Source organism: Streptomyces mauvecolor (assembly GCF_039532965.1).
In the GTDB taxonomy this organism is placed as follows: domain Bacteria; phylum Actinomycetota; class Actinomycetes; order Streptomycetales; family Streptomycetaceae; genus Streptomyces; species Streptomyces violascens.
Genome location: NZ_BAAASQ010000012.1, coordinates 454207 through 476457, shown reverse-complemented (window position 1 = coordinate 476457; position 22251 = coordinate 454207). Strand labels below are relative to the sequence as shown.

General features: G+C 73.2%; 21 protein-coding genes. 10 read left to right on the top strand and 11 right to left on the bottom strand.

What is annotated here, in order from left to right; translation table 11 throughout:
* Positions 1–13: 13 nt before the first annotated feature.
* The 3 genes from ABD346_RS19055 to ABD346_RS19045 all read right to left on the bottom strand — a co-directional run bounded on the left by ABD346_RS19055 (position 14) and on the right by ABD346_RS19045 (position 3639).
* A complete protein-coding gene (locus ABD346_RS19055) occupies positions 14–1000 on the bottom strand; it encodes a hypothetical protein (RefSeq protein WP_344376223.1) in 987 nt (328 codons plus the stop codon).
* A gap of 325 nt (positions 1001–1325) precedes the next feature.
* A complete protein-coding gene (locus ABD346_RS19050; RefSeq protein WP_344376221.1) occupies positions 1326–2852 on the bottom strand; it encodes a hypothetical protein in 1527 nt (508 codons plus the stop codon).
* Positions 2853–2931: 79 nt separating this feature from the next.
* Positions 2932–3639: a GntR family transcriptional regulator gene (locus ABD346_RS19045; protein ID WP_344376219.1), complete on the bottom strand. Its 708-nt coding sequence runs from the start codon at positions 3637–3639 to the stop codon at positions 2932–2934.
* Between the two features lie 318 nt (positions 3640–3957).
* Between ABD346_RS19045 and ABD346_RS19040 the strand changes: the two genes are divergently transcribed.
* From ABD346_RS19040 to ABD346_RS19025, 4 genes are all read left to right on the top strand, one after another.
* Positions 3958–5247, top strand: a complete 1290-nt coding sequence (locus ABD346_RS19040; RefSeq protein WP_344376217.1) for an MFS transporter — start codon at positions 3958–3960, stop codon at positions 5245–5247.
* Between the two features lie 123 nt (positions 5248–5370).
* Entirely contained in the window at positions 5371–6144 is a 774-nt protein-coding gene (locus ABD346_RS19035) for a LamB/YcsF family protein (RefSeq protein ID WP_344376215.1), read from the top strand.
* The gene (gene pxpB, locus ABD346_RS19030; protein ID WP_344376213.1) at positions 6141–6770 is read left to right on the top strand and encodes a 5-oxoprolinase subunit PxpB; all 630 of its coding nucleotides are present in this window, start codon (positions 6141–6143) and stop codon (positions 6768–6770) included. Before ABD346_RS19035 ends, pxpB begins: the two co-directional genes overlap by 4 nt.
* Positions 6767–7636: a 5-oxoprolinase subunit C family protein gene (locus tag ABD346_RS19025; RefSeq protein WP_344376211.1), complete on the top strand. Its 870-nt coding sequence runs from the start codon at positions 6767–6769 to the stop codon at positions 7634–7636. The genes pxpB and ABD346_RS19025 overlap by 4 nt, the downstream gene beginning before the upstream one ends.
* Here ABD346_RS19025 and ABD346_RS19020 read toward each other — a convergent pair.
* From ABD346_RS19020 to ABD346_RS19000, 5 genes are all read right to left on the bottom strand, one after another.
* Positions 7585–8475 carry an SGNH/GDSL hydrolase family protein gene (locus tag ABD346_RS19020; RefSeq protein ID WP_344376284.1) on the bottom strand — a complete coding sequence of 297 codons (891 nt, stop codon included), beginning with the start codon at positions 8473–8475 and terminating at the stop codon, positions 7585–7587. The genes ABD346_RS19025 and ABD346_RS19020 overlap by 52 nt on opposite strands.
* A gap of 5 nt (positions 8476–8480) precedes the next feature.
* Positions 8481–9665, bottom strand: coding sequence for a glycosyltransferase (locus ABD346_RS19015; protein WP_344376210.1), 1185 nt, complete (start codon positions 9663–9665; stop codon positions 8481–8483).
* Positions 9662–10777, bottom strand: coding sequence for a glycosyltransferase family 4 protein (locus ABD346_RS19010; RefSeq protein ID WP_344376208.1), 1116 nt, complete (start codon positions 10775–10777; stop codon positions 9662–9664). The genes ABD346_RS19015 and ABD346_RS19010 overlap by 4 nt, the downstream gene beginning before the upstream one ends.
* A 131-nt stretch (positions 10778–10908) precedes the next feature.
* Positions 10909–12327: a HEAT repeat domain-containing protein gene (locus ABD346_RS19005; RefSeq protein ID WP_344376207.1), complete on the bottom strand. Its 1419-nt coding sequence runs from the start codon at positions 12325–12327 to the stop codon at positions 10909–10911.
* A 267-nt stretch (positions 12328–12594) separates the two neighbouring features.
* On the bottom strand, positions 12595–12987 hold the full coding sequence (locus tag ABD346_RS19000) for an ankyrin repeat domain-containing protein (protein WP_344376205.1): 393 nt from the start codon (positions 12985–12987) through the stop codon (positions 12595–12597).
* Between the two features lie 296 nt (positions 12988–13283).
* Here ABD346_RS19000 and ABD346_RS18995 point away from each other — a divergent pair, with 296 nt between their 5' ends.
* Both ABD346_RS18995 and ABD346_RS18990 read left to right on the top strand, forming a co-directional pair.
* Positions 13284–13478 (top strand): hypothetical protein, encoded by a 195-nt coding sequence (locus ABD346_RS18995; protein WP_189962286.1) that lies wholly within the window; start codon positions 13284–13286, stop codon positions 13476–13478.
* 73 nt (positions 13479–13551) lie between these two features.
* Positions 13552–15084, top strand: a complete 1533-nt coding sequence (locus ABD346_RS18990) for a hypothetical protein (RefSeq protein ID WP_344376204.1) — start codon at positions 13552–13554, stop codon at positions 15082–15084.
* A 43-nt stretch (positions 15085–15127) separates the two neighbouring features.
* Here ABD346_RS18990 and ABD346_RS18985 read toward each other — a convergent pair whose 3' ends face one another.
* Positions 15128–16630 carry an SCO1417 family PLP biosynthesis transcription factor gene (locus tag ABD346_RS18985; protein WP_344376203.1) on the bottom strand — a complete coding sequence of 501 codons (1503 nt, stop codon included), beginning with the start codon at positions 16628–16630 and terminating at the stop codon, positions 15128–15130.
* A gap of 112 nt (positions 16631–16742) precedes the next feature.
* Between ABD346_RS18985 and yczE the strand changes: the two genes are divergently transcribed.
* The 4 genes from yczE (at position 16743) to ABD346_RS18965 (ending at position 20247) form a co-directional block, all read left to right on the top strand.
* Positions 16743–17438 (top strand): membrane protein YczE, encoded by a 696-nt coding sequence (gene yczE / locus ABD346_RS18980; RefSeq protein ID WP_344376202.1) that lies wholly within the window; start codon positions 16743–16745, stop codon positions 17436–17438.
* The gene (locus ABD346_RS18975; RefSeq protein ID WP_344376200.1) at positions 17435–18199 is read left to right on the top strand and encodes a glycerophosphodiester phosphodiesterase family protein; all 765 of its coding nucleotides are present in this window, start codon (positions 17435–17437) and stop codon (positions 18197–18199) included. Before yczE ends, ABD346_RS18975 begins: the two co-directional genes overlap by 4 nt.
* Before the next feature lie 48 nt (positions 18200–18247).
* Positions 18248–19618, top strand: a complete 1371-nt coding sequence (locus ABD346_RS18970) for an MFS transporter (protein ID WP_344376198.1) — start codon at positions 18248–18250, stop codon at positions 19616–19618.
* 254 nt (positions 19619–19872) lie between these two features.
* Positions 19873–20247, top strand: a complete 375-nt coding sequence (locus ABD346_RS18965; protein ID WP_053724453.1) for an RNA polymerase-binding protein RbpA — start codon at positions 19873–19875, stop codon at positions 20245–20247.
* 94 nt (positions 20248–20341) lie between these two features.
* Here the strand turns inward: ABD346_RS18965 and fxsA are convergent, their stop codons facing one another.
* Positions 20342–20923 (bottom strand): FxsA family membrane protein, encoded by a 582-nt coding sequence (fxsA, locus tag ABD346_RS18960; RefSeq protein ID WP_344376195.1) that lies wholly within the window; start codon positions 20921–20923, stop codon positions 20342–20344.
* A gap of 111 nt (positions 20924–21034) precedes the next feature.
* Positions 21035–21802, bottom strand: coding sequence for a polyprenol monophosphomannose synthase (locus ABD346_RS18955; protein WP_114038095.1), 768 nt, complete (start codon positions 21800–21802; stop codon positions 21035–21037).
* Between the last annotated feature and the right edge of the window lie 449 nt (positions 21803–22251).

Genomic DNA, 22251 nt, shown 5'->3' with positions numbered 1-22251 from the left:
GTGGGGGGCGGGGTCAGGAGTGGAACGGAAGCCCGGCGTCGGCCACCAGTTCCAGGTCGTCGGCGTCGGTCGGCGGGAGCAGGGTGGCGCCGCCGTCGCTGACCGCGACCACGCCGAGCTCGATCAGTTCGGACAGGGCGGCGCTGCCCGCCATGTCGCGGACCTGCAGCTGGTAGCGGGCGGTGGTGCGGTAGGCGCCGCCCGCGTCGTCGCCGGTCCGCTGGAGGAAGCCGGATTCGGTGAGGAAGGCGACGGCCTTGGCGACGATGCCGGTGGTCGAACCGGCGAGCCGGCGCGCATCCTTGGTGGCGCCGGTGGAGCTGCGCCGCGCGTAGATCCGCCAGGCGGCCTCCAGACCCGGTGCGCCGCTCTCGGGGTCGGTGTTCTCGCCGGCCTCTTCGGCCCGCTCCTCCAGGCGGCGGCAGGCCTGCCGCACGAAGGCGTCCACGCCGTTGACGGTGATCCGTCCGATGTAGCCGTCGTCGGCGAGGTCCTCGGGCCGGGGGAACGCCATGGCGGCGACAGCGAGATGGGCCAGGCCGTGCAGGAAGCGGTCGGCGGAGTCGGGGGCGGCGGCGCGGCGCGCGTAGTCGCCCATGCGGACGGCGAAGACCGAGTCCTCGGCGGCCGTCACGGCCATGCCGGCGCGGGGAGACACCTCCAGGACGATCAGGCCGAGGCCGGCCGCGACGGCGTCCGCGAGCCGGGCGAACGCGGGGTCCTCGCGGTGCCTGCGCAGCAGCTCGCTGTACTCGGCGTCCCTGGCCGGGAGCAGCTTGGGCTGCAGGCCGAAGGCGACGAGCCGCGCGGCGTCGGCGGCATCGGCGGGGGTGATCCGGGGCTCACCACCGGTGCCGGGTGCGGAGGGGGTGGGCCGGGGTTCGCTGCCCGTGCCGGGCGCGGCCGTGTTGAGCCGGCCCTCGCCGCCGGTGCCGGGTGCGGCGGGCGCCGGGGCCTCGGCGTCGTCGCCGAACGCGGGCTCGGGGTGGTGGTCGGTCACGGGGTTGTCTCCTTGGTGCGTACGTTCTGTGGTGCGGCAGGGTGGGCGCCTGCGGCGGGCCGATCCCCCACCCCGCCCCTTCCCGAGACCCTCCGGGGGTGGTCGGAAAAAGGAAGGGAGTTCTTCCTGGGGGCTTCGCCCCCGGACCCCCACGGGGGCTGCGCCCCTCGACCCCGCAGCGGGGTCGAATCCAGCCCCTCCGGCGATTGAGGAGCGGGGGTACTGAGGCGGAGCCCCGGGAGAGCGCCTTCCCCACCCCCACCCCTGGAGGCCCGCGGCGGAGCCGCTGAGTGTCGCAGCGGGAAGGGGCGGGTGGGGGAGAACCTCACGCCGCCTCCGTCCGGCCCGCCGCCATCCCCGCCGCGTCCAGCAGCGCCGTCCCCACGATCAGGTCCGCCCCGCCGAACTCCGGGTCGTCCAGCTGGGTGCCGTCGTCCACGGCGAACAGGAGGCGTTCTTCGCCCTGGCGGTATGCCGTGCCCACCGGCGGGCTCGCCGCGTGGACCGCCAGCAGGGCCACCAGGTACGGCAGTTCCGGGTCGAGGCGGCGGGCCTCGGCCAGCAGGCCCGAGAGACGGCGCGGGGCGTCGTGCTCCAGGTCGAGCAGTTCCATGGCGGTGGCGAGCTGCTCCTCGCTGAACCGGCTGTCGTCAGGGGTGGCGATCAGGTCCGGTTCGGGCATCTCCGCGCCGAGGTGCTCGCGCTCCATGGGCGGCGTGAGCAGTATGTCCACGAGGTCCCCGACCCGTACGGACACCGGGGTGCGCAGGCCGGTGCCGCGCGCGAAGAAGGCGTCGGTGACCCGGATCGCGTCGGCAACCGGGAGCGGCAGCAGCGGGGCGACCAGCTGTCCGTACAGGTCGAGGCCGGCGCGTGCGGCCGGGCGGGCGAAGGCCTGGCGGTCCTGTTCGGCACGGAACAGCGGGCCCGCCTCCAGGAGGCGGGACTGGAGCTGGGTGTGGCGGCGGATGCAGTCCTTGACGATGTCGACGAGCTCGGCGGCGCGGCGCTTGTGCTCGGGGTCCTCCGCCTCGTCGCGGGCCTTGCGGATGTTGGTGAGGATCGCGTTCTCGTGCCGGTAGCGGTCGGCGACGTGGTCGAGGGCCTCCGCGATCATGTCCGGCACCGCGTTGAGCCAGTCGACCGCGCGCACGTTGCGCCGCGTGGCCTCCAGGGTGCGCCGCAGCGTCTCCGCGTACTGCACCGTGCGGTAGCGGGCCTGTTCGGCGGCGAGCTGGGCGTCGGCCAGGCGGCCGCGGCTGATCAGGACCTCCAGCTTGACCTCGGCCGCGATCTGGGCGCTGGTGACGTCGGTGTCGAGGGCGCCGACCAGGACGTTGACGGCCTCGTCGGTGGTGCGCAGGTACACGGCGCCGCCGTAACCCGGGACCTCTTCGAGGAGCTTGAAGTCGTAGTCGCGGCGGACGTAGACCCCGTCCGGGTTGAACGTGCCGTACACCGCGCGGAAGCCCCGGTCCACGCTGCCCACGTTGATCAGGTTCTCCAGGACCCAGCGGGCCACCCGCTCGTGCTCGGCGGCGGGCCTGGCCGGTGCCTGGGCGGCGACGCGCGGGATGAGCCGGGCCACGATCTGCTCGTGGTCGGCGCCCGTGTCGAAGTCCATGTTCAGCGTGACGAGGTCGATCGAGGCGAGCGCCACCTCGGCCATCGCGTACACCGAGTACTCGCCCGCGAGGTTGGCCTTGCGCACGTCGAGGTCGTGCAGCGGCGCGGTGCACGCCAGCGCGCGCAGCCGCCGCGCGAGCCCCTCGTCGGCGGCCGGGCCCGGTGCGGGGCGCGCCGCCGCGCTGAGCTGGGGCGGAACGGGTTCCGTCGAGGCAGGCGAAGTCACGGTGGACAGATTAGGTCCTCGCACTGACAACGGTCGAAACGGCGCAGATCAGCCCGCTGCCCACGACCTCCGGCCACAGCTAGGCGAGGGCGTCCGCGACCAGTTTCCCGTACGCCTCGACGAGCTGGGCGCGCGAGTCGTCGAGGTAGCCGGCGAGCAGCCACATGGCTCGCGTCCGCTCGCCCGCGCGCAGCGCCTCCAGGATCTCCCGGTTGCGTACGAGGTAGGGCTGGTGGAGGCGGCGCGGGTCGTCCACCACGTGGAAGGCCAGGCGGAGTTCGGCGAGCACGCCGCGCATCAGCTCGTCGGTGCGGGCGCTGCCCGCGAGGCCCACGAGGGCGCGGTGGAAGTGGATGTTGGCGGTGGAGACGCCCTGCCAGTCGCCCTGCTCGGCCGCGCGTTCGCCGCCCGAGACGGCCGCGTCGAGTCCGTCCAGACCGTAGGGAGGCTCGCCGAGCCCCTGGACGACGGCGCATTCGACGAGGCGCCGGGTGCGGTAGATGTCGGCGACGTCCTCGACGGCGAGCACCCGGACGAAGACCCCGCGGTTGAGCTCGTGGACCAGGAGCCGCTCATGGGTGAGCAGCCGGAACGCCTCGCGCAGGGTGTTGCGCGAGACTCCGAGAGCCTTGCCGATGGCGTCCTCCGCGAGGCGCTCCCCCGGAGGGAAGAAGCCTTCCGCGATCCGGCTGCGCAGGATGTCCGCGACCCGCTCCGCCGTGCTGGTGCGGCCCAACAGCGCGCGGTCCTCGGCAAGTCCGCCCAGTCCGGAGTCCGTTGTCGCCACAGCGCCCTCTCTCCCCGTCGGCCGCTCCCGCCGACGCGTGTGCCCATCGTAGAAGCATCGCCAGGTTGTGAGGACGTGTGCACGTGGGGAAGCGGGAACGTCCCGACATGAGTCTTGTCGGATCGTTCAACAATCCCCTACGTTGAGGGGACCGCACACCCACACCGCACTCAGCGGAGCACCGCACACCGACACCGCACAAGGTCGGCGCGCTCCAGGACAGCACCCCGGACGCGCACCCGAGGAACCGCCACGACCGACCCCACTCCGGTCCCGCACGGTCTCAGCAGCCCTCTCGTCCCCTCCTGCGAGGTGCACATGAGCACGACCACGGCACAGCCGCAGCACGGTCAACACCCACACGACAACGGCCCGTTCGGATGGCTGCGCGCGCTCGGCCCCGCCGGCCGCCGCGCCTTCGGGGGCGCCTTCGGGGGCTATGCCCTCGACTCGTACGACTTCTTCACGCTCCCGCTCACCATGGTCGCGATCTCGGCGCACTTCGGGCTCGACTCCGGCCGGACGGGGCTGCTCACGACCGTGACGCTGGTGGTGTCGGCCGTGGGTGGCGCGTTCGCCGGGGTGATCGCGGACCGGATCGGCCGGGTCAAGGCGCTGATGATCACTGTCGGCACGTACGCGGTCTTCACGGTGCTCTGCGGGTTCGCGCCCAACTACGAGACGCTGCTGGTGTTCCGCGCCCTGCAGGGGCTCGGCTTCGGCGGCGAGTGGGCGGTCGGCGCGATCCTGGTCGCCGAGTACGCCTCGGCCAGGCACCGCGGGCGGACCCTGGGAGCGGTGCAGAGCGCGTGGGCGGCCGGCTGGGCGCTCGCCGTCGTCGTGTACACGCTGGTGTTCCATTACGTGGACGCCGACACCGCCTGGCGCGTGGTGTTCTGGACCGGCGCGCTCCCGGCCCTGCTGCTCGTCTACGTGCGCCGCAACGTCAGCGACGCGCCCCAGGCCACCGAGCAGCGCCTCGCCTCGGCCCGCACCACGAGCGGCGGCGCCACCTTCGCCGCCATCTTCCGGGGCCCGCTGCTGCGCACGACCCTGTTCGCGGTACTGCTCTCGGCCGGGGTCCAGGGCGGCTACTACACGCTGGCCACCTGGGTGCCCACGTTCCTCAAGAGCGACCGGCACCTGACGGTCGTCGGCACCGGGGGCTATCTGGCGTTCCTGATCTCCGGCGCCTTCATCGGCTATCTGACCGGCGGATACCTCACCGACCGGCTCGGCCGGAAGAAGACCATCGCCCTGTTCGCTGTTCTGTCGGCCGTCTGCATCCTGGTCTACACACACCTTCCGGCCGGGGCGAACACCCTCCTTCTGGTGCTCGGCTTCCCGCTCGGCTTCTGCATGTCGGCGATCTTCAGCGGCTTCGGCTCGTTCCTCAGCGAGCTGTACCCGACCGCCGTGCGCGGCACCGGCCAGGGCTTCACGTACAACACCGGCCGGGCCGTGGGCGCGTTCTTCCCCACCCTCGTCGGCTACCTCGCCGACAGCTGGGGCGTGGGCGGCGCCCTGGTGTTCGGCGCGGTCGGCTACGCCATCGCCGTAGTGGCCCTGCTGGGGCTTCCCGAGACGCGCGGCCGGGAGCTCGTGTGAACGCCGTGGAGCCCTGAGCCCCCCGGGGCGAGGCACGCGCCCCGTCCCCGAGCGTCCCCGCCACGCCCGGGGCAGACTGCACCACAGGACCACGCACCATCGTGAACAGGAGATCCCGCACCCATGACCCGGTCCGCGACGACGTCGATCGACCTCAATGCCGACCTCGGCGAGGGCTTCGGACACTGGCGGCTGACCGACGACGAACAGCTTCTGTCCGTTGTCACCAGCGCCAACGTGGCCTGCGGCTTCCACGCGGGCGACCCGGCCATCATGCGGCGGGTGTGCGCCCTGGCGGCGGAGCGCGGCGTCCGGATCGGCGCCCAGGTCTCCTACCGCGACCTGGCAGGGTTCGGCCGCCGCTCCATGGATGTGCCGCCCGATGAGCTGGCGGCCGAAGTCGCCTACCAGATCGGCGCGTTGGAGGTCTTCGCGCGCGCCGCGGGCAGCCGGGTCTCGTACGTCAAGCCGCACGGCGCGCTCTACAACCGCATCGTGCACGACGAGGAACAGGCGGCCGCCGTCGTCGAAGGGGTGCTCCTCGCGGGCGGGGCGCTCCCGGTCCTCGGACTGCCGGGTTCGCGGCTGCTCGCGGCGGCCGGGCGGTCCGGGCTCGGCGTCGTCACCGAGGCGTTCGCGGACCGCGCCTACACCGCGCACGCCACCCTGGTGCCGCGCGGCCGGGACGGCGCGGTCGTCAGCGACCCGGACGCGGTGGTCGCGCGAGCGGTCTCGATGGCCCTGGACGGCACGGTCGTGGCCGAGTCCGGCGAGCCGGTCCCCGTCGGCGCGGGGTCACTGTGCCTGCACGGCGACACGCCGGGCGCGGTGGACCTGGCCCGCCGGGTGCGGGCGGCCCTCGAAGCGGCGGGCGTCCGGGTGGCGGCGTTCTCGTGAGCACCCTGCGCACCCTGCCGGTCGGGGAGCACGCCCTCCTGGTCGAGCTGGAGAACGGCGAGGCGGCCGGGGCCCTGCACGCCGAGCTGCTGCGCCGGCGCGCCGCCGGAACGCTGCCCCCGGTACGCGAGATCGTGCCCGCGGCCCGCACGGTGCTGCTCGACGGCATCACCGATCCCCGGGCGCTGGCCGCCGAGTTGACGACGTGGCGCATCCCTCCTTTGGAGACGGGCGCCCAGGAGACGGTGGAGATCTCCGTGCGCTACGACGGCCCCGATCTCGCGGACGTCGCGGCCCTGTGGGAGGTCTCGGAGCACGAGGCGGTACGCATCCACTCCGCGGCCGAGTTCCGGGTCGCCTTCTGCGGGTTCGCGCCCGGCTTCGCCTACCTCACCGGGCTCGACGAGCGGTACGCCGTGCCGCGCCGGGACACCCCGCGCACCTCGGTCCCGGCGGGCTCGGTGGCCCTCGCGGGCCCGTACACCGGTGTCTATCCGCGCCCCTCCCCCGGCGGCTGGCAGCTGATCGGCACTACGGACGCCGCCCTGTGGGACCCCCACCGCGAGCCCGCCGCCCTGCTCACCCCGGGCACCCGGGTCCGTTTCGTGCCCGGGGCCGCACGATGACCGACCGGACCCTGTCCGTCGTACGGGCCGGAGCGCTGACCTCCGTGCAGGACGAGGGGAGGCACGGCCACGCGCACCTCGGGGTGCCGCGTTCGGGCGCGCTCGATCTGCCCGCGAGCCGTCTTGCCAACCGCCTGGTCGGCAACGCCATAGGGGCGGCCGTGCTCGAAACGACCCTCAACGGGTGTGCGGTACGCCCTCGTTGTGCCGTCACGGTGGCGGTGACCGGCGCGCCCTGCGCGGTCACGCTGGACGGCCGGCCGATGGCGTGGGGCGCGCCGGTGCGGGTGCCGCCGGGGGCCGTCGTCGAAGTCGGCGCGGCGACGCGCGGGGTGCGCTCCTACCTGGCATTCGCCGGCGGCATCGCCGTGGAACCGGTGCTCGGCAGCCGCTCGACCGACCTCCTGTCGGGCCTCGGGCCGCCCCCGCTCAGGGACGGCGCCGTGCTGCCGCTGGGCAGCCCGGCCGCCGCGTACCCGCACCTGGACGCGGCGCCCGCACCCGGCGTGCCGCGGGAGCTGGTGCTGCGCGTGCGCCCGGGGCCGCGCGCGGACTGGTTCACGGCGGACGCCACGGCCGTTCTGGCCGCCGGACGCTACCGGGTGTCCTCGGCGAGCAACCGCATCGGGCTGCGCACCGAGGGGCCCGCGCTGCGGCGTGCCGTGGAGGGTGAACTCCCCAGCGAGGGAATGGTGCTGGGCGCGGTCCAGGTGCCGCCGGACGGACGGCCGGTGGTCTTCCTCGCCGACCACCCGACGACCGGCGGCTACCCGGTGATCGGCGTCGTCCCCGAGCCGGACCTGGCGGCCGCCGCTCAGGCCGCCCCCGGTACGCCGCTGAGGTTCGCGCCGGTGGGCCGGCCCTGACCCGGCGAGACGGCTGCCAGCGCGGCCGTCAGGGCTTCGGCGGCACGCAGATCGAGCCGCGCCGTGTGGCGCAGCTCCTCGCCGGCCAGCCGGAGCAGCTGGGGCAGCAGGTCGGTGGAGCGGCGGGCCAGCCAGGCGGTGCCCGAGGTGGCCAGCCAGAAGAGCGAGGCGGCGGCACTCGGCGGCGGCTGTTCCGGTTCGACCGGGGGCGGCGCGCCCGGTGCCAGGCCGCGCTCGGCGAGCAGCGTGTGGCAGCGGGCCGCGATCAGCCGGTGCCCGCGCTCGCCGGGATGCAGCCGGTCCGCGCTCCACAGCGCGCGGTCCTCGACCCAGGCGGGCTCGGCGAGGTGCAGATGGACGGCCCCGTACCGCGCGGACAGGGCGTGCACCACGGCGTTGACGGCCCGCTGTCTCCTGGCGAGCGGGCGGGCGAGCGGCCCCGGCAGCCCCAGCATGGCGCCCGGATCGGGCAGACAGGCGGTGAGCAGCACCGAGCCCTGCCCGGTGAGGCCGCCGTACACCGTGTCCAGGCGCACCGCGACGCGGTGAATGTCGAAGGAGCGGCGCAGTGTGTCGTTGACGCCGACGACGACCGAGGCGAGGTGAGGCGCGAACTCCCTCGCCTTGGGCGTCTGTTGCTCAAGTACGTCCAGGGTGAGCGCTCCGCTGGCGGCGAAATTGCGGAATTCCCAGCCCGGCTGGTGACCGGCGAGCAGCGCCGCCCAGCCGCGCCAGCCGCCGGCCACCGGATCACCGACGCCTTCGGTGAGCGAGTCGCCGAGTGCCGCGAACCGCACCCCCTGAAGTGGAAGTTCGACGGCCGCACCGGCGAAGGCCATGGCGGTCACACGATCACCTCCGGCGTCGCCCGGACGGCGCCGGACCGCATCACCGGCGCGTCGTGCGCAGCGAGGAAGGCCGCCACCGAGGCGTCCCAGCCGAACAGTTCGGCCCGCGCCCGCGCGTCCGCCCGGCGTCGCGGCTCGGGCCTGGCCAGCAACTCCCGTACAGCGGCGGCGAATTCCGCGCCCGTACCTCCGGCCGCGAGCCCCGCGTCGCCGATGACCTCGGGCAGGGCTGATGATGCGCTGCACACGACCGGGGTCCCGCAGGCCAGCGCCTCAAGGGCCGAGAGACCGAACGTTTCCGCGGGGCCCGGCGCCAGGCAGACGTCGGCCGCGGCCTGAAGGTCGGCCAGCGTTTCGCGGTCGGCGACGTGCCCGAGGAACTCGACCGGCAGCCGTTCCGCCGCCGCCCGGCGCTCCAGGCTCCCCGCCAGCGGGCCGTCCCCCGCGACCACCAGCGCCGCCCGCACGCCCGTGCGCCGCAGCGCCGCGAGCGCGTCCAGGGCGACGGCCGGCCGCTTCTCGACGGAGAGCCGCGAGCACATCAGGAGCAGCACCCGGGCGCCGCGCGCGTGCCGGGCCCGCAGCACCGTCGAGCGCCGCCCGGGCCTGCACTGCGCGAGGTCGACACCGAGCGGGGCCCGCACCACATTGCGCGCGCCGATCCGTACGAACTCGCGCTCCGCCCATTCCGTGGTGCACACGATCCGCGAGAACGCCCAGCCCGTACGCCTGTTGAGCCGGTCGGCCGCGCCGCCGGCCACGGCTTCGGGCAGGCCCCAGGTGCGCAGGACCCCGTCGGCCGTCTCGTGCGAGACCATCACCGAGGGGACCCTGGCCCGGCGCGCCCACTCCCCGGTCCAGCGCAGGGTGGTGCGGTCGGACACCTCGATGCGGTCGGGCGCGAGGTCTTCGAGGATCCGGCGGACCCGGCGCCGGTCGACGAGCACCCGGTAGCCGCCGGTGCCCGGCAGCACGACGCCGGGCAGGGTGATCACCCGCCCCTGCTCGGTGGGTTCGTCCGCCGTCCGGCCGCCCGGCACGACGAGCACGGGTTCGTGCCCGGCCGCCAGATAGCCCCGGCCGAGCTCGCGCAGCGCGGTGCGCAGGCCGCCGGACGCGGGGGTCACGAAGTTGGCGAGCCGCACGATCCGGAGGCCACCCGCGGCGCCACCCCCGCTCATGCCGCCACCGCCGCGCGTGCGCCGAGCACCTCGGCGTAGTGGTCGAGGAGCAGATCGCCGACGGCGGCCCAGGTGCGGCCGCGCACCGCCTCCCGCCCGGCGCGCCCATAGGCAGCCCGCCGTTCCGGATCTGCGAGCTTCAGGGCGGCGTCGCGGACGGCTCCCGCATTCCTCGGCGGCACCAGGAGGCCCGTACGTCCGTGGCGTACGAGGTCGAGCGGGCCGCCCGCCGCGGGCGCGATCACCGGCACTCCGCTCGCCATGGCCTCCTGCACGGTCTGACAGAACGTCTCGTAGGGCCCGGTGTGTGCGAAGACGTCCAACGAGGCGTGGATCCGGGCGAGTTCGTCCCCTGTGCGGCGGCCGAGGAAGACCGCGCCGGGCAGGGCCGCGCGCAGGGCGGGCGCGCTCGGACCGTCCCCGGTGACGACGACGCGTACGCCGTCCAGGGCGCAGACGTCCGCGAGGAGTTCCACCTGCTTCTCGTGGGCGAGGCGGCCGACGTAGCCGACGATCAGCTCGCCGTGCGGGGCGAGTTCGCGGCGCAGGGCGGCGTCGCGCCGGTCCGGCCGGAAGCGGTCGGTGTCGACACCGCGCGGCCAGAGGCGTACCCGGCGCACCCCGTGCTCCTCCAGGTCGCGCAGGGCCGGGGTGGAGGGCGCAAGGGTGCGGTCGGCGGCCGAGTGCACGGCTCTCAGGCGCCGCCAGGCGGTGCCTTCGCCGGTGCCCATGTAGGTGCGGGCGTACCCGGCCAGGTCGGTCTGGTAGACGGCGACGGCGGGAACGTGCAGGCGGGCGGCGGCGGCCATGCCGCGTACGCCGAGGACGAAGGGGCTCGCCAGGTGGACGAGGTCGGCCCGGTGGGCCGCGATCGCGGCGGCGACCCGGCGGCTGGGCAGCGCGAGGCGGACCTCCGGATAGCCGGGCAGCGGAAGCGAGGGCACCCGTACGACGGGGCACGGCGCGTCAGAGCCCTCCCCCGTGGCCGTGGCCGGGGCTATGACGAGCGGTTGGTGACCGCGTGCGGCGAGATGCCGGGCGGTCTGCAGGGCGCAGTGGGCCACGCCGTTGACGTCGGGCGGGAAGGATTCGGTGACGATGACGACACGCATACCCGTGTTGTCGTCGCGCCGGAAGTGGCCCGGCCGACTTGGATCTTTCCGCCCGGGGAACGTCCCATGAGCGTTGTCTCATCCGGAGGTCCGGTCGTGGATCGCACGGGCCTGCCTCCGGTCGCCGTGGGTCACACGGCCGTGGCGTCCGGGCCGAGCCGGTCGTGGATGGCGCTCTGCACCTCGGCCTCCTCGGCCGGGTCGGCGGCGAGCCTGCGCAGCCGTTCGGCGACGCGGGCGTCGACGAGCTCGGCGTACTGGGCGGCCACTTCTCTGGTGGTCTCCTCGCAGTCCCACAGGCATTCGACGGCGAAGCCGGTGGCGAACGTCGGGTCGGTGGCGGCGAGGGCGCGGGCGGTGCGGCCGCGCAGCTGGGAGGAGGCGGTCTCGCGGTAGACGTGCCGCAGCACGGGGGCGGCGCAGCAGATGCCGAGCCGTCCCGCCCCGTCGACGAGCGCCCGGAGGAGCGGCGCGTCGGGGCCCTCGGAACGTACGGTCTCGCGGAGCGCGCCGAGCACCAGCTTCTCGTCGCCGGCCTCGCCGCGTGAGGCGAGCACGCCGGCGGCACAGGCACCGAGTTCGTCGGGGCGCTGGACCCAGCGGCGGGCCCGGTCGACGGCTTCGGGGCCGCACATCCGCTCGAAGGCGTGGACGGCGGCTTCGGCGGCGATGCGCGACCCGGCCGAGACGGCGGTCTCGATCAGGTCGAGCACGCGGGCGTCGCGCGACTCGGCGAGATAGTGCAGGGCCGCGCCGCGGGCGCCGTCGGTGCCGGATCGGGCCGCCTCGATGATGGCGTCCCGGTCCTCGGGCCCGGCGACGGCGCCGAGGCACCTGGCCGCGGGCAGGTGCAGGACCGCGCCGCGTTCCAGGCCTTCGTCGGCCCAGTCGAAGACGGCCTGCACGCTCCATCCGGGGCGGGGCCCGGACGGCCGCATCTGGCGCTGCCAGCGGTCGAAGGAGCCGGTCTCCTGGGCGGCCCGCACCCGGGCGCCCACGCTCTCGCGCGGATCCTCGGCCCACAGCCGCCAGGGGCGCGGCTCGTAGGCGTCACGCACGGTGGCGGCGAGCTCCGCGTCGCCCTCCGCGGTGGCGGGGAAGCGGCCGAGCACGGACGTGGCGAGGCCGCGCAGGCTCGCGTCGTCGTCGCGCAGCGCGAGCTCGTCCAGGGCCCAGGCCCAGTTGGAGCCGGCCGCGGCGTAGCGGCGGAGCAGCGCGAGCGCGTCGTTCCTGCCGTACGAGGCGAGGTGGCCGAGGACGGCGAGGGCGAGCCCCGTCCTGGAGTCCTCGGTGTCGAGGATGTCCTCGGCGCCGAAGAGGTGGCGCTCGATCTGGTCGAGCCCGCCGTCGAGATCCAGGAAGAGGCGCGCGTAGTACAGCGAGCGGTTCTCGACCTGCCAGTCGTGGCGGGGGTCGCTCAGAACGCAGTGGTTGAGGGCCGCCAGGGCCTCGTCGCGCGGGGCGGCCAGCGCGTGCAGGGTGCCGTCGCCGCGGCCCCGCTGCAGCAGGCCGAGCAGCGTGCCGCTCGGCGCTATGACTGGATCGAACATGGAAATAGCCTCACATCAAGCTGTCGACGCAACCGGGGATTCGTGCCTTGCCCTAGGCCGCGCAGCAACATGAGGGGTCGCCCGCCGTCTTCTGCTTGGTGTAGACCATCTTCCTGCCTTTCGTCGCGGTCCCCGATGTAGGGACCCTGCCCCCGATGTAGGGGTTCGACGTCATGATGACCCAGCCATTTCGCCATCGCGACCACATTTACGGCGCCCCTCTCAGCGGGCTCTTCGGTGGATCCCCCGTAAACGCTTGGTGGACGCTCAGTTGGCCCCGAACAGGGCGAGCAGGTCCGTCTTGCCGAACATCCTGGCCGTGTCGACCGCGGAGGGCGTCCCGGCGGAAGGATCGGCTCCGCCGGCAAGGAGGGCCTTGATCACGGCGTCCTCGCCCTTGAAGACGGCGCCGGCGAGCGGGGTCTGGCCGCGGTCGTTGGCGCGGTCGGCCTCGGCGCCGCGGGCCAGCAGGGCGGCCACGGCCTCGGCGTGCCCGTGGTAGGCGGCCAGCATCACGAGGGAGTCGCCGCGGTCGTTGGTGAGGTTCGCGGGCACCCCGGCGTCGACGTACGCGGCGAGCGCCTCGGCGTCACCCTGGCGGGCCAGGTCGAAGATCTTGGCCGCCAGCTCGACCACCTCGGGATCGAGTTCCTCGCTCATCGAACACTCCTTAGGGGCAACGGAACAAACCCGCACGGCGACAGAGCCGTACGAGTGAATCGACAGGGTACTGCCCGAGGGGGGACATGACGTGGCGCTGCGGCGGCAAAGATCACCGCGAGTGACGGTTTCGCGCCCCTGCGGCCGCACAGTGTGCCGCTCCGGGCCGCTTTTCATATCCGCCACTCCAGTGAAATCGGCGATACTTCACCCATTTGCACCTTTTATCGCATAGATACTTCCTGTGAGCCTGGAACAACTCATGGTGACCGTCCCCCCGACCAGGAGATCCCCAAATGATCCTGTCCATCTCAGGCGTGGTGCTGCTCGGAATCATCTGCTTCCTCTTCTTCAAGAAAGACGGACTCAAGGCCTCGCACGCGCTCGTGTGCGCGCTCTTCGGCTTCTACCTCGCGGGCACCGCCATCGCCCCGAGCATCACCGCCGGGGGCGCGAGCCTGGCGAGCATGCTGGGCGGGATCAAGTTCTGATCTCCCGCTGTCCTGCGTACGACGGCAGACAGGGCCGCGGACACCGCCGCGGACACAACTCCAGGAGAACGATGTGGCCCGGCGACCGCTCCCCCGCATTCTGAGCAGCAGCGCACCCATCGTTCGCAGCCGCGAGATCGCGCGCACGGCCACCGACAGCGCCGCCGACGTTCTCCATCCGCTCATCACGATCAGCCGCGGCCTGCGGCTGATCGCCGCCGCCCTGCACGCCAGATGGGCCGCCAGCCCCAAGGAACGGCGTGGTCCCGCGCTGTTCCTGACGGCGGCCGTCATCCTGGTCGTCGCGCTCATTCCCTACGGTCCGCTCCTCGCCCTGATCACGGTGATGGGCGCGGCCGGCTGGAAGGGCCGCGCGAGGCCCGTCGTCAAGACCGGCCCCGACGAGGCCGAACTCGCCCGCCTCCAGGCCCTCTACGAGGCGCTCGTGCCGTACTTCTCCGTCCCGGAGGACCCGGACCCGCTCTACTCCCACGGAGGCGAGTGGGACACGGCCTTCAGCGAGTTCGCGTTCGACGACGACGGCCGGCTCACCCGGCTCCAGGTGCGCTACCCGGCGTACTTCACCGACAGCGAGGCCGACGCGCGCGCCCGTATCGAACAGCTTCTGCACGCCAAGTCGGGACGCGGCCGCGAGTATCACTTCGCCTGGGACGAGGAGGGCAACCAACTCGTCATGAACGTGCTCGGCGCGCTGCCCACCACGATCGCGGCCCAGCGCTTCGTGACCTCGCCGGGCGAGACCGTCCTCGGATTCACCGACGCCGACGCCGTGCAGCGGACGGTGCCCGTGATCGCGGGCGAGGAGAGCCACGACGCCCCGCCGGTGATCTGGCGGACCGGGCCCCGCTCCACCGAGCCCCACCTCCTGGCCGTCGGCCAGCCCGGCGCGGGCACCACGACGCTGCTCCGCTCCATCGCGCTCCAGGTCCTCCAGCAGGGCGATCTGCTGATCGTCGAGGGCAGCGGAACCGGTGAGTACGCCTGCCTCGCGGGCCGCTCGGGCGTCCTCGCCGTCGAGTGCGGGCTCGCCGGGGCGCTCGCCACCCTGGAATGGGCCTCGCACGAGACGGAGCGCCGGCTGATCGCCGCGAACCGGGCGCGCCAGGCGGGCCACCCGGCGCCCGAGGACACCAAGCGCCCGCTGTGGATCCTGCTCGACCGGCCGAGCGCGCTGGCCGACCTGGCCGCGGCCGACGGCCGGATCGACCCCCAGCACCTGCTCCAGATCCCGCTGCGACACGGCCGGGCCGCCGGGGTGACGGTCGTGGTCGCCGAACAGTTCGACACGCTGGACGACCTGTCCGAGCCCGTACGCTCCCAGACCCGGGCCCGGGTGGTCCTGGGCCCGGCCTCGCTCGGCCAGGTCGAGTCGGTGCTCGGCGTCCCCCCGCACACGACCCCCACCCCCGACGTCCCGCCGGGCCGCGGCTACGCCCGCCTGGGCACGGGCCCCGTCCTGCGCCTCCAGGTCCCGGCCACCCCGGACCCGTACGACGACGCGACGACGGAGGCCCACCGCCAGGCGGTCCTGGACCTCCTTCCGGCGCGGGAGGCGGCGGTGGAAGCCGTCCCTGCGGAGGGGTAAGTCCTGCCTCACGCCACAGTTCCGGCGGTGGAGCAGTCCTCCCTCACGCCACGAACGTCCGGGGCGGCTCCGCGCTCCCCGACCCGCCGCCCGTCTCCACGAGACGCGCCGCCGCGGCCAGCCGCACCGCGGCCTCCTCGGCGACCGGGCCGCCCACCGTGAACGGCAGGCGTACGTAGCCCTCGAACGCGCCGTCCACTCCGAAGCGGGGGCCGGACGGCACCCGCACTCCGACCCGTTCGCCGACCTCGGCGAGGCGGGATCCCGACAGGCCGCCCGTGCGGACCCACAGGGTGAGGCCGCCGCGCGGGACGTGGAACTCCCAGTCGGGGAGCTCGCGGCGCACCGCCGTGACCAGAGCGTCGCGGTTGTCGCGGGCCTGGGTGCGGCGGAGCTCGACCGCCTGCTCCCAACCTCCCGTCGCCATCAGCCAGTTGACGGCGAGCTGCTCCAGGACCGGCGTGCCCAGATCCGCGTACGCGCGGGCGGCGACCAGCGAGCGGATGATGTCGGGCGCGGCCCGCACCCAGCCGATGCGCATACCCGCCCAGAACGCCTTGCTCGCCGAGCCGACGGTGAGCACCGTGGCCCCGGCCGGGTCGAAGCCGCAGACAGGGCGCGGCATGGCGAGGTCCTCGTCCAGCCACAGCTCGCTCATCGTCTCGTCGACGACGAGCACCGTGCCGGCCGAGCGGGCCGCGTCCACGAGCTGGCGGCGCTGGTCCTCGTCGGCGAGCGCGCCCGTGGGGTTGTGGAAGTCGGCGACGACGTAGGCGAGCCGGGGCGCGGCGTCCCGCAGCACCTGGCGCCAGCGCGGCAGGTCCCAGCCGGTCAGCCCCTCGGCCATGGCGATCGGCACAAGACGGGCGCCCGCCTCGCGCATGAGCTGGAGGATGTTGGCGTACGACGGTGATTCGACGGCGATGCGCTCACCGCGTCCGGCGAACAGATGACAGATGGCGTCCATCGCGCCCATCGCCCCCGTCGTCACCATGATCTGCTCGGGCATCGTGGGGATGCCGCGCGCGGTGTAGCGGTCGGCGAGCATCTGGCGCAGGGCAGGCAGTCCTGCCGGGTAGTCGCCGTGGGTGTGCGCGTACGGCGGAAGCTCTTCGAGCGCGCCCTGTACGCCCCGGGTCAGCCAGGGCTCGGGAGCGGGCAGCGCCGCGCAGCCCAGGTCGATCATCGAGCCGAGCGACTCGGGCGGGAGCGGCTCCAGGCCGCGGCCGGGCAGCGGATGCCCGGCGGGCACCGCGGTCCAGCTGCCCGCGCCGCGCCGGGATTCGAGGAAGCCCTCGCCGCGCAGCGCCTCGTAGGCGGCGGCGACCGTGGTGCGGCTCACCGACAGGGCGACGGCCAGCTCGCGCTCGGCGGGCAGCCGGGCAGCGGCCGGTACGCGGCCTTCGAGGACGAGCAGCCGGATCCCGTCGGCCAGCGCCCGGTAGGCGGGCGGCTTGCGCAGTCCGGCGCCGACCGGGCGGGGCTGCTGTGCCTGGAGCTGACGGGCGAGCTGGGCGGGCCCGATCGCCGAGGTCCACTGAGCCATGAAGTCAGTCCACCTTCCTCGAATTGGCCATGGGCGGGGTCCATTCCCCCGCCACAGAGTGTCATGAGTCAGTCCACTACCACCACACAGGATCCACCCAGGGGGCACCATCTTGTCCACGCACCTCACGCGGAGGCTGTTGCAGCTCTACGTCGGCCTCGCGTTGTACGGCGTCAGCTCGGGGCTGCTCGTGCGCGCCGGGCTCGGTCTCGAACCGTGGGGGGTGCTGCACCAGGGGCTGGCCGAGCACACCGGCCTCTCCATCGGCGTCGTATCGATCATCGTCGGAGCCGCGGTGCTGCTCCTCTGGATCCCGATCCGGCAGCGGCCGGGGCTCGGCACCGTGTCCAATGTCTTCGCGATCGGCATCTTCATGGACGCCACGCTCGCCGTCGTCCCCGATGTGCGCGGTCTGCTCGCACAGGTTCCGCTGACGGCAGCGGCGATCGTCTGCAACGGCGTGGCGACCGGCCTCTACATCTCGGCCCGCTTCGGGCCCGGCCCGCGCGACGGCCTGATGACGGGCCTGCACAAGGTGACGGGGCGCTCGATTCGGCTTGTCCGTACGTCACTTGAGGTGGTCGTGGTCGCGACCGGGTTCCTGCTCGGCGGCTCGCTCGGCATCGGCACGGTCCTGTACGCGCTCGCGATCGGGCCGCTCGCCCAGTTCTTCCTCCGGCTCTTCGCGATCCCCGAGGGGGCGAAGGAGCCCGCGTCCGGGCCCGCCCCCGAGGTCACGCCCCCGGCACCCGCGCGCAGCACGCCCGCCGCGGAGCCGACACCCCGGCGCGCGATACTTCGCCGGTGACTCGCGTACGCCACCCCTATCTGGACCATCCCTCGCCGATCCCGTTCGCCCACCGCGGCGGGGCGGCCGACGGCATCGAGAACACCGCGGCCGCCTTCGAGCGGGCCGCCGCGGCCGGCTACCGGTACTTCGAGACAGATGTGCACACCACGGCCGACGGGCGCCTGGTCGCCTTCCACGACGCGACGCTGGACCGCGTCACCGACGCCCGGGGAAGGATCGCCGAGCTGCCCTGGGCCGAGGTCGAGCGGGCCAGGGTGGCCGGACGCGAGCCGCTGCCGCTGTTCGAGGAGCTCCTCGAAGCCTTCCCCGAAGCCCGCTGGAACGTCGACCTCAAGGCCGAGTCCGCGCTCGTCCCGCTGATCGACCTGATCCGCCGCACCAACGCCTGGGACCGGGTCTGCATCGGCTCGTTCTCGGAGGCCCGCGTCACGAGGGCGCACCGGCTCGGGGGCCCGCGCCTGGCCACCTCGTACGGCGTGCGCGGGGTCGCCGCGCTGCGGCTTCGCTCGTACGGGATCCCCGTGCCGCTACGCACCGGCGCCGTCAGCGCCCAGGTTCCCGAGAGCCAGAGCGGCATCCCGGTGGTGGACCGGCGCTTCGTGCGGACTGCGCACGCTCTTGGCCTGCAGGTCCACGTGTGGACCATCAACGATGCCGATCGGATGAGGGCTCTCCTGGACCTGGGGGTGGATGGCATCATGACCGATCATCTGGAGACACTGCGCACGGTACTGACCGACCGGGGAGTCTGGCACTGAGCCCCGGCAGCCACCGCTCGCGTACGGGGACGAGCGAGGGGGCGCGGGTTGAGCGCTGAGATCTCTGAGATCACGGACCGGGCGGAACAGCCGGTGAGCACGGCCGACCGCAGGCGCGAGCAACGCGGCTGGTACTTCTACGACTTCGCCTGCTCGGTGTATTCGACGAGCGTGCTCACGGTCTTCCTGGGCCCGTATCTGACGGCGACGGCCAAGTCGGCGGCGGACCCCGACGGGTTCGTGCATCCGCTGGGCGTCCCGGTGCGTGCGGGCTCGGTCTTCGCGTACGCGGTGTCCGCCTCGGTGATCCTCGCGGTGGTCCTGATGCCGGTCGTGGGCGCCGCGGCCGACCGCCGGGGCCGCAAGAAGCCGCTCCTGGCGGCCGCCGCCTATACGGGCGCGGCCGCGACGGCCGGGATGTTCTTCCTCGACGGGCACCGCTATCTCCTGGGCGCGATGCTGCTGATCGTCGCGAACGCCTCGCTCTCGGTGTCGATGGTCCTCTACAACGCCTATCTGCCGCAGATCGCGGGCCCCGAGGAACGCGACAGGGTCTCGTCGCGGGGCTGGGCCTTCGGCTACACCTCGGGCGCGGGCGTCCTCGTCCTCAATCTGATCCTGTACTCGGGGCACGACAGCTTCGGGGTCTCCGAGTCGACCGCGGTACGGATCTGTCTGGCCTCGGCGGGGATCTGGTGGGGCGCGTTCACGCTGGTGCCGCTGAGGCGGCTGCGCGACCGCGAGGTGGCCGGCGCCGCCGCGGCCGAGGCGCGGGTCGGCGCGGGCTGGCGGCAGCTGATCTCCACGCTGCGGGACATGCGGGCCCGCCCGCTGACCCTCGCGTTCCTGGCCGCGTACCTGATCTACAACGACGGCGTGCAGACCGTGATCTCGCAGGCCTCGGTCTACGGGTCCGAGGAACTCGGCCTGGATCAGGACACGCTCATCGTGGCCGTGCTCCTCGTGCAGGTCCTGGCGGTGGCGGGTGCGCTCGGGATGGGGCGCCTTGCCCAGACCTACGGCGCGAAGCGGACGATTCTGGGCTCGCTCGCGGTGTGGGCGCTGATCCTCGGGGCCGGCTTCTTCCTGCCGGCCCACGAGCCGGTGCTCTTCTTCGCGCTGGCGGGGGCGATCGGGACGGTGCTCGGCGGCAGTCAGGCGCTTTCGAGGTCGCTCTTCTCACACATGGTGCCGAGCGGCAAGGAGGCCGAATACTTCTCGGCCTACGAGATGAGCGACCGGGGACTGAGCTGGCTGGGGCCCTTGGTGTTCGGTCTCGCGTATCAGCTGACCGGCAGCTACCGGGATGCGATCATCTCGCTGGTGGCCTTCTTCGCGGTCGGCTTCGTGCTGCTCGCCCGGGTCCCGGTGCGGGCCGCCGTGGCGGCCGCCGGAAACCCGGTTCCGGCGCGGATTTAGACGTTGAAGTGAAAGGCCGGTAGTGTACGCCTTTGGCCTGCCAGGCGGACCGTTACTGCGTGCTCAAGTAGTGAAGACGCTGGGTGACATCTGCTGTCAGATGTGACAAACCGGTCACTGGTGGGTACAACAAGGGGCGGCACGACGGCGACGCATGACCCAGAACGGGAATCTTTACCGCCGACCGGACGTTGACCGGATGACGACGACAGTGACACCTGTCCTGTGGGCGACAAGCCCGGGAGGCACGATTCATGAGTGAGCGAGCTCTTCGCGGCACGCGCCTCGTGGTGACCAGCTACGAGACCGACCGCGGCATCGATCTGGCCCCGCGCCAGGCCGTGGAGTACGCATGCGAGAAGGGACATCGCTTTGAGATGCCCTTCTCGGTGGAGGCGGAGATCCCGCCGGAGTGGGAGTGCAAGGTCTGTGGGGCCCCCGCACTCCTGGTGGACGGCGACGGTCCTGAAGAGAAGAAGGGCAAGCCCGCGCGTACGCACTGGGACATGCTCATGGAGCGGCGCACCCGCGAGGAACTGGAGGAGGTTCTGGCCGAGAGGCTGGAGGTCCTGCGTTCCGGCACCATGAACATTGCCGTGCATCCGCGCGACAGCCGCAAGTCCGCCTGATCGCGCAATTCGGCGATACAGCGCCTAAGAGCTGAGGGCCGGTCACACCACCTGGTGTGACCGGCCCTCAGCCTTTCTGTGGTGCCCGTGCCGTTCAGGGAGTCAGCGGCGGGCGCTGCCCCCGGTCCTCGCGCGGCGGGTAGGAGGACGGGCCGTCGTCGCGGATGACCTCGCCCGGCACGACCTTGCCGTCCGGGTAGTGGATGCGGGCCTGCTGGAAGGCGTCGCCGAAGCTGCCGGGGGTGGCCGCCCGCATCCGCTTCTCCAGCGAGCGCTCGGCGAAGCGGGCCACGGACTTCCGTACCGGCGGAACCAGGCACAGCAGCCCGAGCACGTCCGAGAGGAAGCCGGGGATGATCAGGAGCAGCCCGCCCAGCATGGTCAGCGCGTTGCCCTCGCTGCCGGGCCTGGCGGCGGCCGGGACGGCCCCGGACTGCTGCTGCTGAAACGTCTCCGTCAGATTGCGGAAGGCGCGGCGCCCGGCTCGCTTGATGACGTAACCGCCGAGCACCAGGCCGCCGACGAGCAGCAGCAGAACCGTGAGCCCGCCGGCGGCGCCGGCCACCACGGTGAGCAGCCAGATCTCCAGGACCAGCCAGGCGGCGATCCCCAGGGGTACGAAGGTGCGGGCGCGTGAGCGCTTGGGAACTGTCGGAGGCGGAGTGCCGGTCGTCATGCTCCCAGTGTGCCTGGCAGCCGATCCGGACGGCGTAAGGAAGTGATCAGTACGCCCTGCTCATGACAGCCCCGGCCCCGCTCAGGAGAGTCCCGCCCAGGAGGGCCCCGCTCAGGAGGGCTTGCGGCCCAGGAGCTTGTTGGCGCGGGAGCCGACGCCCCAGGCGGTGACCCGCCAGAGCGCCTCGACCAGGATGTCGTTGCTCATCTTGGAGTCGCCGCGTTCGCGCTCGACGAACGTGATGGGCACCTCGACCACGTGGAAGCCCGCGCCGACCGCGCGGCGGGCCAGGTCGACCTGGAAGCAGTAGCCGGCCGAGGCGACCTCGTCGAGGCCGAGGCCTTCGAGGGTCTCGCGGCGGAAGGCCCGGTAGCCGCCGGTGACGTCGCGGATCGGGACGCCGAGGAGCAGCCGGGAGTAGGTGGAGCCGCCGCGCGAGATGAACTCGCGGTACTTGGGCCAGTTCACGATCCGCCCGCCGGGCACCCAGCGGGAGCCGAGCACCAGGTCGGCGCCCTTGAGCGCGGTGAGCAGCCGGGGCAGTTCCTCGGGCTGGTGGGAGCCGTCGGCGTCCATTTCGACGAGTACGCCGTAGTCGTGCTCGATGCCCCAGCGGAAGCCGGCCAGATAGGCCGCGCCGAGGCCTTCCTTGCCCTTGCGGTGCAGCACGTGCACCTGGTCGTCCTCGGCCGCGATCTCGTCCGCGAACTTGCCCGTGCCATCGGGGCTGTTGTCGTCGGCGACCAGAATGTGGGCCTCGGGGACCGCCGCTCTGACGCGGGCGACGATCGGCTTGATGTTCTCCGCCTCGTTGTAGGTCGGAATGATCACCAAGGCCTTGCCCAGCGGGCCGTACCGCCTCTGACCGCCGTCGTTCACTACTGCCCCTTATTGTCCGTACGCAGGGGTCCACCATAGCGAGCGGTCGTGATCAGCCCGTACCGCGAGGGTGCGTGGTGTCGGATGCGCCCGGATGGCGGCGGGGATCCGCCGGAATGCCGGAAGTCAAGACGGTGTCGTGAGGGAGCGTCTCGGTACCGGGGCCCGGCGCCCTTCGGGCCGACCTGGGACCCGCTGGCTGCGGGTCGACCGAGAGCCGTTGTCTACTGAGCGTCCGGGCCCCACCCGGGTCGCACCTTCCCCCGGGCCCGCAGGGGCAGGGGGGACTCCCTCGCGGCTGAAACCTTCCCTCGCCCCCGAGGCGCGGGCGCTGAACCTGGCTCCCAGTGGCGGTGTGCCGGTGCGGCACCCCGCCCCATGACCCAGCGGCGTTCGACGACTGCGTGGAGGTTCCAACCGGTCGGACGTCCTGTGGTGGACTCGGCCGA